Annotated in this window: 13 protein-coding genes; 6 read left to right on the top strand and 7 right to left on the bottom strand. The window is 63.2% G+C overall.

The genetic code is table 11. The annotated features are described in order from the left end of the window. The first annotated feature begins 307 nt into the window (after positions 1-307). The 5 genes from rpmH (at position 308) to mnmE (ending at position 4,110) form a co-directional block, all read left to right on the top strand. Positions 308-442 (top strand): 50S ribosomal protein L34, encoded by a 135-nt coding sequence (rpmH, locus tag JNO51_RS17290; RefSeq protein WP_008955801.1) that lies wholly within the window; start codon positions 308-310, stop codon positions 440-442. A gap of 6 nt (positions 443-448) precedes the next feature. Then, positions 449-811: a ribonuclease P protein component gene (gene rnpA, locus JNO51_RS17285; protein WP_215779836.1), complete on the top strand. Its 363-nt coding sequence runs from the start codon at positions 449-451 to the stop codon at positions 809-811. Then, positions 787-996 (top strand): membrane protein insertion efficiency factor YidD, encoded by a 210-nt coding sequence (yidD, locus tag JNO51_RS17280; RefSeq protein ID WP_215779834.1) that lies wholly within the window; start codon positions 787-789, stop codon positions 994-996. Before rnpA ends, yidD begins: the two co-directional genes overlap by 25 nt. Positions 997-1,012: 16 nt before the next feature. Then, entirely contained in the window at positions 1,013-2,689 is a 1,677-nt protein-coding gene (gene yidC / locus JNO51_RS17275; protein WP_215779832.1) for a membrane protein insertase YidC, read from the top strand. A 68-nt stretch (positions 2,690-2,757) separates the two neighbouring features. Further along, positions 2,758-4,110: a tRNA uridine-5-carboxymethylaminomethyl(34) synthesis GTPase MnmE gene (mnmE, locus tag JNO51_RS17270; RefSeq protein WP_215779829.1), complete on the top strand. Its 1,353-nt coding sequence runs from the start codon at positions 2,758-2,760 to the stop codon at positions 4,108-4,110. Positions 4,111-4,214: 104 nt separating this feature from the next. On the opposite strand, the gene JNO51_RS17265 is transcribed toward mnmE, so the two are convergent. The 7 genes from JNO51_RS17265 to JNO51_RS17235 all read right to left on the bottom strand — a co-directional run bounded on the left by JNO51_RS17265 (position 4,215) and on the right by JNO51_RS17235 (position 10,932). Beyond that, on the bottom strand, positions 4,215-5,063 hold the full coding sequence (locus tag JNO51_RS17265; protein WP_215779827.1) for a transposase: 849 nt from the start codon (positions 5,061-5,063) through the stop codon (positions 4,215-4,217). A 159-nt stretch (positions 5,064-5,222) separates the two neighbouring features. Next, entirely contained in the window at positions 5,223-6,140 is a 918-nt protein-coding gene (locus tag JNO51_RS17260; RefSeq protein WP_215779824.1) for an AraC family transcriptional regulator, read from the bottom strand. Between the two features lie 62 nt (positions 6,141-6,202). Then, a complete protein-coding gene (locus JNO51_RS17255) occupies positions 6,203-7,267 on the bottom strand; it encodes an NAD(P)-dependent alcohol dehydrogenase (protein WP_215779822.1) in 1,065 nt (354 codons plus the stop codon). Between the two features lie 13 nt (positions 7,268-7,280). Continuing rightward, positions 7,281-8,495 carry an MFS transporter gene (locus JNO51_RS17250; RefSeq protein WP_215779819.1) on the bottom strand — a complete coding sequence of 405 codons (1,215 nt, stop codon included), beginning with the start codon at positions 8,493-8,495 and terminating at the stop codon, positions 7,281-7,283. Positions 8,496-8,548: 53 nt separating this feature from the next. Further along, positions 8,549-9,682: an alpha/beta hydrolase gene (locus tag JNO51_RS17245; protein WP_252346136.1), complete on the bottom strand. Its 1,134-nt coding sequence runs from the start codon at positions 9,680-9,682 to the stop codon at positions 8,549-8,551. Positions 9,683-9,857: 175 nt separating this feature from the next. After that, positions 9,858-10,547, bottom strand: coding sequence for an LrgB family protein (locus tag JNO51_RS17240; protein ID WP_215779816.1), 690 nt, complete (start codon positions 10,545-10,547; stop codon positions 9,858-9,860). Further along, positions 10,540-10,932, bottom strand: a complete 393-nt coding sequence (locus JNO51_RS17235; RefSeq protein ID WP_252346135.1) for a CidA/LrgA family protein — start codon at positions 10,930-10,932, stop codon at positions 10,540-10,542. The genes JNO51_RS17240 and JNO51_RS17235 overlap by 8 nt, the downstream gene beginning before the upstream one ends. Positions 10,933-11,037: 105 nt before the next feature. Here JNO51_RS17235 and JNO51_RS17230 point away from each other — a divergent pair, with 105 nt between their 5' ends. Beyond that, positions 11,038-11,928, top strand: a complete 891-nt coding sequence (locus tag JNO51_RS17230; RefSeq protein ID WP_215779813.1) for a LysR substrate-binding domain-containing protein — start codon at positions 11,038-11,040, stop codon at positions 11,926-11,928.

The following is an 11,928-nucleotide window of genomic DNA, read 5'->3' as shown; positions in this document are numbered from 1 at the left end:
TAATGTTTTACGCAATGTTCTTAAAGCAAAATCCCGCCGTGATCCGGAGCTGGAAGGCGGCGGGAGCTCCGGCGCGTTGCCGCGCCCGGAGCGGTATTCGGCATGGATACGAAGGACCCCGGTTGGCACCTGTTGGTTGGTTCAGGCACAAGGACTCGGCCGGGGTTCTGCAAACAGCCATCATTCTAATGGTTTTTGCCCTAGTTATCCACAGGCGCATAAAAAATTAGCGGTTGACTTTTCCTGTAACATGTTGTCAAATCTCGCGTTTATCTCTTTACCGTTTCGATAATAGGAACACCGCATCATGAAGCGTACTTATCAGCCTTCTACCACGCGCCGCAAGCGCACCCACGGCTTCCTCGTCCGCTCTAAGACCCGTGGTGGCCGCGCCGTCCTGGCTGCTCGCCGCGCCAAGGGTCGTAAGCGTCTGGCCGTATAACCGGACTTGGACTACAGCTTTCGCCGCGCCCACCGGCTTCTGAAAACGGATGATTTTTCATCCGTTTTTGGTATGCGGCAGGCACGCAGCAATGCTCTCTTTCAGGTGTTTGCCCGGCCGAACGATCTGGGCCACCCCCGTCTGGGTCTGGTGGTCGGCAAGAAGGTCGCCAAACGGGCGGTTCGCCGCAACTATATCAAGCGCACCGTGCGCGAGTGGTTCCGGCTCAACCAGCACCAGCTCGGTGGCATGGACTTTGTAGTGCGCTCCAAGCTTGTCTTTGATCGCGACAAAAGTTCCGAAGCTGTCATCGCATTGTCGGCTCTGTTTGCTAAACTAGCTCGATGTCGCGACTCCTCATCCTCCTGATCCGTTTCTATCAGCTGGCCATCAGCCCGTGGCTCGCGCCCCGGTGCCGCTTTATGCCCACCTGTTCTAGCTATGCGATCGAAGCAGTGAGGAAACACGGTGCCTGCAAAGGCACCGCGCTCGCGGCAAAACGGATTGCGCGCTGTCACCCCTGGGGCGGCAGCGGCTATGACCCGGTACCCTAACTTTCCGGTAACCAAGATGGATTCCAAGCGCCTTATCCTGTTTATCGTGCTGTCCTTGGGCATTCTGCTGATCTGGCAGGAAAAATTCGCGCCCAAGCCGCAGCCCGCCGCTGTCGTGCAAAGCCAGACCGCCTCGGCCAGCGCCGCGGCCCAACCTGCCGGCAACACCAGTGCCGCAGAAGTGGACAAGCTGGCCCGTGGTCAGCGCATCACGGTCAATACTGACCTGATCCACGCCGAAATCGACACCACGGGTGGCGATCTGCGTTCCCTGCAGCTGCTGAAGCATGACTCGACCACGGATGCCAAGAAGCCGTTCGATCTGCTGACCGACACCAATGGCCGCGTGTATGTGGCTCAGACCGGTCTGCTGGCGGACAGCAACCCGGCTCTGCCGACGCACAAGACCGTGTTCACCTCGGCTCAGCAAAGCTATCAGCTGACCGGTGACTCGCTGGAAGTGAAGCTGACTGCCCCGGATGCCAACGGCGTCAAGGTGAGCAAGATCTACATCTTCAAGCGCGGTTCCTACGACATCGGCGTGCGTTATGAGATCACCAATGGCGGCAGCACCCCGATCGCGCCGACGGCCTACTATCGCCTGATGCGCGACGGCAAGGCACCGGAAGGCGCGAGCAGTTTTGCCCAGACCTTTACCGGTCCGGCGGTGTACACCGAAGCCAACAAGTTCCAGAAGGTGAAGTTTGACGATCTGGTCAAGGGCAAGGGCGATTACACCAAGGACGGTCACGGTGGCTGGATCGGCATGCTGCAGCACTACTTCATGACCGCCTGGCTGATGAAGCCGACCGGTGGCCAGGACGTGTGCCTGGCGGTGAAGAGCTGCCGCTTCGACATGGGTGCCAGGGATGGTCTGTACTCGGCTGACGCGCTGCTGGATCTGAAGCCGATCGCCCCGGGCAAGACCTTTGACCTGACCGTGCCGCTGTATGCCGGCCCGGAAGAGTACAGCACCATCACCAAGGTGGCGGATGGCCTGGAGTACTCCAAGGACTACGGTATCTTCTATATCTTCGCTTCGCCGCTGTTCTGGCTGCTGACCAAGCTGCACGGTCTGGTGTCGAACTGGGGCTGGGCCATCATCCTGCTGACGCTGATCGTCAAGGCGGTGTTCTACCCGCTGACCGCGGCTTCGTATCGCTCGATGGGCAAGATGAAGGCCTTGTCGCCGCGTCTGGAGCGTCTGAAGGAACAGTTCGGTGATGACCGCGTCAAGTTCCAGCAGGCGGTCATGGAAATGTACAAGAGCGAGAAGGTCAATCCGCTGGGCGGCTGCCTGCCGATGCTGATCCAGATCCCGGTGTTCATCGGTCTGTACTGGGCGCTGCTGTCGTCGGTTGAGCTGCGTCAGGCGCCGTGGATTCTGTGGTACACCGACCTGGCTCGTCCGGAAGCGTTGTTTACCATTCCGGTGATTCACATGCCGGTCGGCCTGTTGCCGATCATCATGATGGCCACCATGTTCCTGCAGACGTTCCTGAACCCGCCGCCCACCGATCCGGTGCAGGCGAAGATGATGAAGATCATGCCGCTGGCATTCTCGATCATGTTCTTCTTCTTCCCGGCGGGCCTGGTGCTCTACTATACGGTCAACAGCATCCTGTCGATCGCGCAGCAGTGGTACATCAACCGCTCGATCGAACAGGCCAAGAAGGTTGCTCAACAGAGCTGATTCACGGCTGATCTGATCCACGAGCCCGACCGCCTGCGGTTGGGCTTTTTCACTTTCAAGAGTCGACCATGTCCATTGCCTACAGTCCGGTCACCATCTGTGCCATCGCTACCGCGCCCGGTCGCGGCGGTGTCGGCGTCATCCGCATTTCCGGCCGCGATCTGCTGCCGTTTGCCAGCGCGATTGCCGGCGGCAAGACGCCGAAGCCGCGTTATGCGCTGTATACCGATTTCCTGGCCGCCGACGGCCATGCCATCGACAATGGGCTGCTGTTGTATTTCCCCGGGCCGAATTCGTTTACCGGCGAGGATGTGATCGAGTTGCAGGGACATGGCGGGCCGGTGGTGATGCGCATGCTGCTGGCGCGTTGTGTCGAGCTGGGGGCGAGGCTGGCCGAGCCGGGCGAGTTTTCCAAGCGGGCCTTCCTCAACGACAAGATGGATCTGGCGCAGGCGGAGAGTGTGGCCGATCTGATCGACGCTGCCAGCGAGTCGGCGGCGCGCAGTGCGCTCAAGTCGCTCAAGGGGGCGTTCTCGGACGAAATTCATGCGCTGACTGACGAGCTGATCACGCTGCGCATGCTGGTCGAGGCGACGCTGGATTTCCCGGAGGAGGACATCGACTTCCTCAAGGCGGCGGATGCCACCGGCAAGCTGGCAACGTTGCGCGAGCGGCTGGAAAAGGTGCGTGCCACCGCGCGTCAGGGGGCGATTCTGCGCGAGGGCATGCATGTGGTGCTGGTCGGCCAGCCGAATGTCGGCAAGTCGAGCCTGATGAACGCGCTGGCCGGCGATGAGGTGGCGATTGTCACCGACATCGCCGGCACTACCCGCGATACGGTGCGCGAGGAAATCGTGCTGGACGGGGTGCCGATGCACATTATCGATACCGCCGGTCTGCGCGAGACCAATGATGTGGTCGAGCGCATCGGCATCGAGCGTACCTGGCAGGCGGTGGAAACCGCGGATCTGGCGCTGGTGCTGGTGGATAGTCAGGAGGGGGTGGACGAGGCGCTGGAGGCGATTCTGGCACGGCTGCCGGCCAGCCTGCCGCTGGTCTTTGTGTTCAACAAGATCGACCTGACCGACGATGTCGCGCAGCAGGATACGCACAACGGTCACCCGGCGGTGTATCTGTCGGCCAAGACGCAGGACGGGGTGGATCTGCTCAAGGCGCGGCTGTTGCAGATGATTGGCTTCAGCGGCGGCAGCGAGGGGGTTTATCTGGCCCGGGCGCGCCACATGGACGCCATCGCCCGCGCCGCCCACCATCTGGAACTGGCCGCCACCGGCTGGCAGCAGATCGAAATCTTCGCCGAAGAACTGCGACTGGCTCAGCACGCCTTGTCGGAGATCACCGGCGAATTCAGCTCGGACGACCTGCTGGGCGTCATCTTCAGCCGCTTCTGCATCGGCAAATAAAGCATCCAAGACGGGGTCAGGTCTTGTTTTTTGCGTCGTGATGCAAAAAACAAGACCTGACCCCGTCTTTGCGCGCCGTCTTTGCGCCGTCTTGGCGTGATGCTTCAGCCGGCCTTTTTCCCTGCAATGATCCGGCTGATGGTGGCGTAGTGCAGGCCGAAATAAGCGGCGAGTTGTACCAGGGTAAAGCCGCCGCTCTGCCATGCCAGCCGGATGGCTTCATTCCTGTCTGAGGTTTGACTCACACACTGGGTCAGCGTTGGTGCCGGCAGTCGGCGCTGGACCCTGGGGATTTCACTGGCGGTCGGCACGGACACGACTTTTTTGGCCCGGCGCTGCATTTGCGCGACAAAGGCGTCATCGCCCAGAAACACCTGCCCTTGCAACTGGTGCCAGGGGGAGGCCGCACTCAGGCCTTGCTGGACAAATTGCCGGTAGTGCAGGCGCGCCATGGCACGATCTTCGGCAAACATCGCCAGCAGGCTGCGGGTGGCCAGCCAGGGGCTTGTGCTGTCTTGCAGCATGGCCGAGTAGCTGCTCCAGCGCCACTGCGCAACCTGTTGCACCAGCCCGGCACGGACCGGGTTCAGCACCACGTAGCGTGCGACCTCCAGCAGATGCGCATCGGCATCGACCAGTACCGCGTGATATCGCCCCTGAAACACATGCCCCACCCGCTGATGGCGACGATTGAACGTCTGGGTATAGACGCCGTTGAGCTGGCGCATGCCTCTGGACAAGTTGCCATGCAGGGTTTGCAGCAGCAGGTGGTAATGGTTGCCCATCAGGCAGTAGGCATAGACCTGCCAGTTGAAATGCGTGCAAACATCACTCAGCAGGGTGAGGAAGCCAGTCCGGTCGTGCTCGTCCAGAAACACCTGCTGCTGTTGATTACCTCGTGTGGTGACATGGTAAGTTGCCCCTGCAAATTCGATACGTAACGGTCTGGACATCGAAGCCTCCGCACTGACAAAACCGCTTGGATGCCTGGATGTGCCAACGATTTCCTGCCGCCTGCAACTTCAGAAAACAGGAAGGCCATCATGACGGGGTCAGGTCTTGTATTTTGCGTCTCGATGCAAAATACAAGACCTGACCCCTGGGTGACTGGGCTAGGCGCTTTGTCGTGTCATCTGGCTGATGTCGCGCTTGGGGGGCAGGCCGAACAGGCGGCCGTATTCGCGGCTGAACTGGGACGGGCTTTCGTAGCCGACGCGGAAGGCGGCGGTGGCGGCTTCCAGTCCGTCGTTGAGCATCAGGCGCCGGGCTTCGTTGAGTCGCAGCCATTTGACGTATTGCAGCGGGCTCATGGCGGTGAGTTGGCGGAAGTGGTGGTGCAGGCTGGAGGGGCTCATTTGTGCCCGGGATGCCAGTTCGTCGATGGTCAGTGGTTCGGTGTAGTGGGTTTTCAGCCAGTCGATGGCGCGGGCGATGCGCTGGCTGTTGCTGCCGGCGGAGAGGATGTGCCACAGGCGCGAGGCTTGTTCGCTGACCAGCAGGCGGTAGTGGATTTCGCGCTGGATCAGGGGGCCGAGCACGGCCAGGTGTTGCGGCTGGTCGAGCAGGGCCAGCAGGCGGCAGAAGGCGTCGAGCAGGCTCGGGGTCACTTTGCCCTGGGCCATGCACTGGCCGCCGGCCGGGCGTTCCGGCGGCGGGCAGAGGCCGCCCTGGGCGATCAGTTCGTTCATGATGCTCAGGTCGAGGCGCAGCACCATGCCCAGGCAGGGGGTGTCTTGGCTGGCCTCCAGGACTTGCGAGCTGGCCGGCAGGTCGATGGCGGTCAGCAGAAAATGTTCGGCATTGTAGGGATAGTGCTGGTCGCCCACCAGCATCTGCTTGCTGCCCTGTACCACCAGCACCAGGCTGGGTTCCACCAGGCAGGCACAGGGTTCGGTGCGGTTTTCGCGCCGGTAGAAGCTCAGGTTCGGAATGCCGGATTCCCGGTCTTCGTTGCCGACGGTGCGGGCTGCGATGATGGTGCCCAGCCGGGCCAGCATGGCGGCTGAATCGGTGTCTCTGGCAAGGTTCATGGGCAGGTTTTCCTCTGTGTTTCTGCCGGGCCGCCGGCACAGGCGAGGCGGCCCGGTGTCTGTCAGCCTTCCTGCTTCAGGGAGGCCATGTCGATGACGAAACGGTACTTCACATCACTCTTGAGCATACGCTCATAGGCCTGATTGATGTCCTGCATGCGAATCACCTCGATATCGGCACCAATGTGGTGTTCGCCGCAGAAGTCCAGCATTTGCTGAGTGGCGGCAATGCCGCCGATCATCGATCCGGCCAGGCTGCGTCCGCCCATGATCATCACCACCGAGTTGAGTGTCGGTTCCAGCGGGCCGAGGTAGCCGACCAGCACCAGCTTGCCCTTGTGGGTCAGGGTCGGCAGGTACGGGTTCAGGTCATGTTCATAGGGCACGGTGTCGACGATCAGATGGAACTGATTGGCCACCGCCGTCATGCTGGCATCGTCGCCGCTGACCACGACATGGTGGGCACCCAGGCGCCGGGCTTCCTGTTCCTTGCCGGCCGAGCGGGTCATCAGGGTCACTTCCGCCCCCAGGGCGCTGGCCAGCTTGATGGCCATATGGCCCAGGCCGCCGAGCCCGACGACTGCCACCTTGCTGCCCGGACCGATGCCGGCTTCCTGCAGCGGGGCCCAGGTGGTGATGCCGGCGCACAGCAAGGGGGCGGCGCTGGCCATGTCGAGTTGATCGGGTACGCGCAGGACGAAGTCCTGGTTGACGACGATCTTCTCGGAATAGCCGCCCTGGGTGATGCCGCCCAGTTCGCTGTCGGGCCAGCCATAGGTAAAGGTAGCACCGCTGTGGCAATGCTGCTCGTAGCCGTCTTCGCAGGCGGCACAGTGGCCGCAGGAATCGACCATGCAGCCGACGCCGACGGTGTCGCCGACCTTGAAGCGGGTGACGCCGGGGCCGACGGCTTTCACTTTGCCGATGATTTCGTGGCCGGGAACGATCGGGTACACCGTCCAGTTCCAGTCGTTGCGGGCGGTATGCAGATCGGAATGGCAGACGCCGCAGTAGTGGATGTCGATTTCGACGTCATTGTCGCGCACCCGGCGACGCTGTATCGGATAGGGGCCCAGCGGGGTGGTGGCGGAGGTGGCCGCATAAGCTTTAACGTTTGATGTGCTCATGATTGTCCTTTCTTCATGGTTCCACAGGGTTGGGGAGTAAGGCTTGCCTTTCGGGCGGTCGTGCCGGTTGTAGTTGCTGGCCGTTGCCCAGCAGCAGGGTCGCCAGCAGCATCAGGCTGCCGGCGCCAAGCAGGGTGGCCTGGATCGACAGATGGTCGAGCAAGGTGCCGCCGAGCAGGCCGCCGAGCAGGATGGCCAGCTGGATGCCGGCGACCAGCAGACCGCCGGCGCTTTCCTGCTGGTCGGCCACGCCCAGCGCCAGCCAGGCGGACCAGCCGACCGGGATGGCGGCGTTCAGGCAGCCCCAGACAAACAGCAGCATGGCCACCCCCCACAGGCTGGCCCCCGGCATCAGCAGGGCGAGGGTCACCAGGGTCAGCGCCAGGGGCGCGCGGCCGAGCAGGCGATAGAGATGGCGCGGCAGCAGGGCGGTGGCCAGGCGGGTGCCGGCCAGGCCGGCAATGCCCAGGCTGAACAGCATCAGCGACAGTTGCTGCGGGCTGACGTGGGCTTGCTGCTCGAGGAAGGGCCGGAAATAGGTGAAGGCGCAGAAGGCGCCGGCAAAGGTCAGCATGACGGCCGGCAGGGCCAGGCGGACATGACGCCGTCGCAATAGCTGCCAGGGTGATGTCGTGGCGCGTGCGGCCTGACGGGGCATGACCGGCAGTGTGCGCCAGAGTGCCAGCAGGTTGAGGGCGGCCAGCGGCACCAGCAGCCAGAATACGCCGCGCCAGCCGATCAGGCCGCCCAGGTAGCTGCCCAGCGGGGCGGCCAGGGTGGTCGCGACGGCGTTGCCCATGTAGACGGTACCGAGCGCGGCCGGGACGGCGGGCGCCGGCACCAGTCGGCTGACGGTGGCGGTCGCCAGGGACCAGAAGCCGCCAATCACCAGTCCCAGCAGCGCACGCGACAGCATCAGGCCGGTAAAGTCTGCCGCCTGCGCCATCAGCAGCAGTGACAGCAGCATCAAGCCGGCCAGGGTGAGCAAGACCCGCTTGCGATCCAGACGGGCAGTCAGACGGGCGATGGTCAGGCTGGCCAGCACGGCAAACAGGCCGGAGAGGGAGATGGCTTGTCCGGCCATGCCGTCGGTGGCCTGCAGGTCGCGCGCCATGGGGGTCAGCAGGCTGACGGGCATGAATTCGGCCGCGATCAGCAGGCCGACGCACAGGGACAGCGACCAGACGGCGGCGCGTGCCGGCGGCGGGATGGCTTGGGTTGGTGGCATTCGGGTTCGTTCTCGGACACCGGTTGGCCGGAGGCCATGCCCCCGGCGCCGTGTCATTTCAGGTTGCGGTTGAAGAAGGCCGTGATGGTGTCAAAGGGGATGACGTCCATGCGGTCGTACAGGTCGACGTGGTTGGCGCCCGGGATAATCAGCAGCTGTTTTGGTTCTGCCGCCGCCCGGTAGGCGTCTTCGCTGAAATAGCGCGAGTGGGCCTGTTCGCCGGCGATCAGCAGGATCGGCCGCGGGGCGATGTCCTGGATGTGGCTCATCAGGGGCATGTTCATGAAGGCCATGGCGCTGGTGGCGGTGAAGGCACCGGTCGAGTTGACGGAACGGCTGTGGTAGCCGCGCGGGGTGCGGTAGTACTCGAAGAATTCCTGCAGCACCGGGTGCGGGTTGGCCGGCAGGGTTTCCGGCAGGCCGCGTGCCGTCATCAGCACTTTCCCCTCGGCATCGAAGGCAAAGCTGTGGCTGCCGGGGGCCGGCTGGCCGGCGGCGGCGTCTTTCCAGCGTTGCTCGCTCAGGAAGGTCAATACCTGGTTGCGCTGGGCGTCGCTCATGCTGTCGCCCAGTCCACGGGCCATGACGCGCGACATGTCGTACATGCTGGTGGTGACGACGGCTTTGATGCGCTTGTCGGCGGCAGCGGCATTCAGGGCCATGCCGCCGAAGCCGCAGATACCGATGATGCCGATGCGCTGGCGGTCAACGTTGGCTTGCAGACCGAGATAATCGACGGCGGCCATGAAGTCTTCGGTGTTGATTTCCGGTGAGGAGACATTGCGCGGGGTGCCGCTGCTTTCTCCGGTGTAGGAGGGATCAAAGGCCAGGGTCACAAAGCCGCGCTCGGCCATGGTCTGGGCATAGCGTCCGGAGGACTGTTCTTTCACGGCGCCGAATGGGCCGCTGACGGCAATGGCGGGCAAGGGGCCGGCCGGGTGTTGTTTCGGCAGATACAGATCGGCCGCCAGGGTGATGCCGTAGCGGTTGACGAAGGTGACTTTGCGGTGATTGACCTTGCTGCTTTCGGGAAAGGTCTTGTCCCATTGTTGACTCAGGTGCATGGCGCTGCCTTGTGCCGGCAAGGTGTCTGCCTTGGACAGGAGTGGCAGTGAACTCATCAGCAGTGCCGAGCACAGCGACAGCAAGCCTCCGAGGGAGGGAAAGCGGGGGGTTGATGCAAACATGGCAGGGGCCTCCGTGTAATCAAGACGGGCTGTCGTCGGGTCGCCACCGGCCGGGTTCGGTGGCGACATGACACGGAGGAAAGTCTAGGGGGGAGGGACTGAAAACCGGTATCTCAGTCCTGCAGGTTTCTTGCCTGATCCTGCAAGACGCCGGTGTTTTGCTCAAGTCAGGGGGTCAATTCAGCCAGCTGGCGACCAGGGGGGCCAGCAGTACCATGCCGATGCCGGTGAAGATCATGGTCAGGCTGGAGATCACGCCTTCTTCCAGGCCGAGTTCATGGGCCTTGGCGGTGCCGGCGCCATGGGCGGAGGAGCCGAGGCCGGCACCACGGCCATGGGCGGTGCGGATGCGCGTCAGCTTGAACAGCGGTTCGCAGCACAGCATGCCGATCAAGCCGGTCAGCACCACCAGCATGGCGGTGATGTCGGGCATGCCGCCGAACTTGGCCGAGACCTGCAGGGCAAAGGGTGTCGACACCGAGCGTGGCAGTACGCTGCGTTCCAGTACCGCCGGCAGCCCCATCAGATGGGCCAGGGCCCAGTTGGAGGCCAGCCCGAGGATCAGCCCGGTGACGACGCCGGACAGGATGGTGATCGGGTAGCGCAGGATCATCTGGCGCTGGCGGTAGATCGGCAGGGCAAAGGCAATGGTGGCCGGCCCGAGCAGCATCACCAGCCAGTGGGTGTAGCGGAAATAGTCATTCAGCGGGATCTGCAGCGAGTACACCAGCAGGATGACGCCGGCCGGCGCCGCCAGCAGCGGGGTCGCCCAGAAGCGGCGGGTCTGGCCGTAATGGTGCTTGGCCAGGTAGTACAGGGTCAGGGTGACGGCCAGGCTGAGCAGGGCCCAGAGATAGTCAGGCATGTTGTTTCCCCTCGCGCAGGCGGGTTTCGAAGGCGAAGACCCGATCGACGACCAGGGCGGTGCCGATCATCACGGTGGCGGTGCCGCCGAGCAGTACCACGAACAGGGAGAGGCCGCTCTGACTGATCAGGGTGCCGTATTTGAGCACGGCCACCACCGGCGGAATGAAGAACAGCAGCATGTCGGCCAGCAGCCAGGCGGCGCCCAGCTCGACCACGTTTTCCGGCACCACCTTGCCGATCAGCAGCAGGGCGAGGATGCCGAGCCCGAGCACGCTGCCCGGCAGGGGCAGGTGGCTCCAGGCCACCAGCAGGTTGCACAGCCACAGCAGCAGGCAGATCAGCGCGACTTGCACCACGGTGCGCAACAGACGAGACAACTTCACGATCAACCTCGAGAAACACGAAGGAACAGGATTCAGAGTATATGCACGGCTGAAAAATAAATATAATGAATACAATTACATGATTAGATAACTTTTGGTTATTCAATGGACTTGCGCGTACTGAAGTACTTCGAGGAAGTGGTGCAGAGCGGCAGTTTCGCCCGGGCGGCTGAGCGGGTGCATATCACCCAGCCGGCACTGAGCAAGGCCATTCATCAACTGGAAGACGAGCTGGGGGTGGTGTTGCTGGAGCGCGGCAAGCGCGGGGTCGGTCTGAAGGTGACGGCAGCAGGCGAGCTGGTGCTGGAGCACGCGCGCCAGTTGCTGGCCGGCCGGGCGCGGCTGCTGGCGGATCTGCAGGATATGACGGCGCTGCAGCGGGGCGAGTTGCGGCTGGGTCTGCCGCCGCTGGGGAGTGGCGAGATTTTTGCGCCGATTCTGGCGCGCTTTCGTGAGCAGTATCCGGCGATTCAGTTGTCGCTGCTGGAGCGCGGGGGCGAGGAGCTGGCGGCGGCGGTGCGTGATGAGCAGATCGAGCTGGCGGCGACCATCCTGCCGTTGCGCGAGGACATGGCGATGTTGTTTGTTCATGACGATCCGATCCGGGTGGCGCTGCCGCGCTCGCATCCGCTGGCCGGCCAGTCAGAGATTGCCCTGGGTGCGCTGGCGGAGACGCCGCTGGTGATGTTCGAGCATGGTTTCGTACTCAACCGGCTGATTCGCGAGGCGTGTCAGTCGGTCGGCTTTACGCCGCGCGAAGTGGCGCGCATTGGTCAGCCCGGTTTCGGTCTGGCGCTGGTGGCGGCCGGGGCCGGGGCGATGTTGTTGCCGGACATCGTGGCGCAGCGCCATGCGGTCGAGGGGGTGGTGTTGCGCCCGCTGACCGGCAGTGATCTGCGCTGGCGGCTGGCGCTGGTCTGGCGCCAGGGTGCCAGCCTGTCTTTCGCGGCACGCGCTTTCATCGCGCTGACGCGCCAGGCTCATCCGCTGGGCTGA

The sequence above is a fragment of the Paludibacterium sp. B53371 genome (genome assembly GCF_018802765.1).
Taxonomy (GTDB): domain Bacteria; phylum Pseudomonadota; class Gammaproteobacteria; order Burkholderiales; family Chromobacteriaceae; genus Paludibacterium.
The sequence above is the reverse complement of the archived record's forward strand: the minus strand, read 5'-3'. Positions and strand labels throughout refer to the sequence as shown.

Excerpts from the sequence above, each read along its gene's own strand:
- JNO51_RS17230 (WP_215779813.1), top strand. The coding sequence starts at position 11,038 with ATGGACTTGCGCGTACTGAAGTACTTCGAGGAAGTGGTGCAGAGCGGC.
- yidD (WP_215779834.1), top strand. The coding sequence starts at position 787 with ATGTCGCGACTCCTCATCCTCCTGATCCGTTTCTATCAGCTGGCCATC.
- JNO51_RS17250 (WP_215779819.1), bottom strand. The coding sequence starts at position 8,495 with ATGCCACCAACCCAAGCCATCCCGCCGCCGGCACGCGCCGCCGTCTGG.
- yidC (WP_215779832.1), top strand. The coding sequence starts at position 1,013 with ATGGATTCCAAGCGCCTTATCCTGTTTATCGTGCTGTCCTTGGGCATT.
- JNO51_RS17260 (WP_215779824.1), bottom strand. The coding sequence starts at position 6,140 with ATGAACCTTGCCAGAGACACCGATTCAGCCGCCATGCTGGCCCGGCTG.
- JNO51_RS17255 (WP_215779822.1), bottom strand. The coding sequence starts at position 7,267 with ATGAGCACATCAAACGTTAAAGCTTATGCGGCCACCTCCGCCACCACC.
- mnmE (WP_215779829.1), top strand. The coding sequence starts at position 2,758 with ATGTCCATTGCCTACAGTCCGGTCACCATCTGTGCCATCGCTACCGCG.
- JNO51_RS17240 (WP_215779816.1), bottom strand. The coding sequence starts at position 10,547 with ATGCCTGACTATCTCTGGGCCCTGCTCAGCCTGGCCGTCACCCTGACC.
- rpmH (WP_008955801.1), top strand. The coding sequence starts at position 308 with ATGAAGCGTACTTATCAGCCTTCTACCACGCGCCGCAAGCGCACCCAC.
- JNO51_RS17245 (WP_252346136.1), bottom strand. The coding sequence starts at position 9,682 with ATGTTTGCATCAACCCCCCGCTTTCCCTCCCTCGGAGGCTTGCTGTCG.
- JNO51_RS17265 (WP_215779827.1), bottom strand. The coding sequence starts at position 5,063 with ATGTCCAGACCGTTACGTATCGAATTTGCAGGGGCAACTTACCATGTC.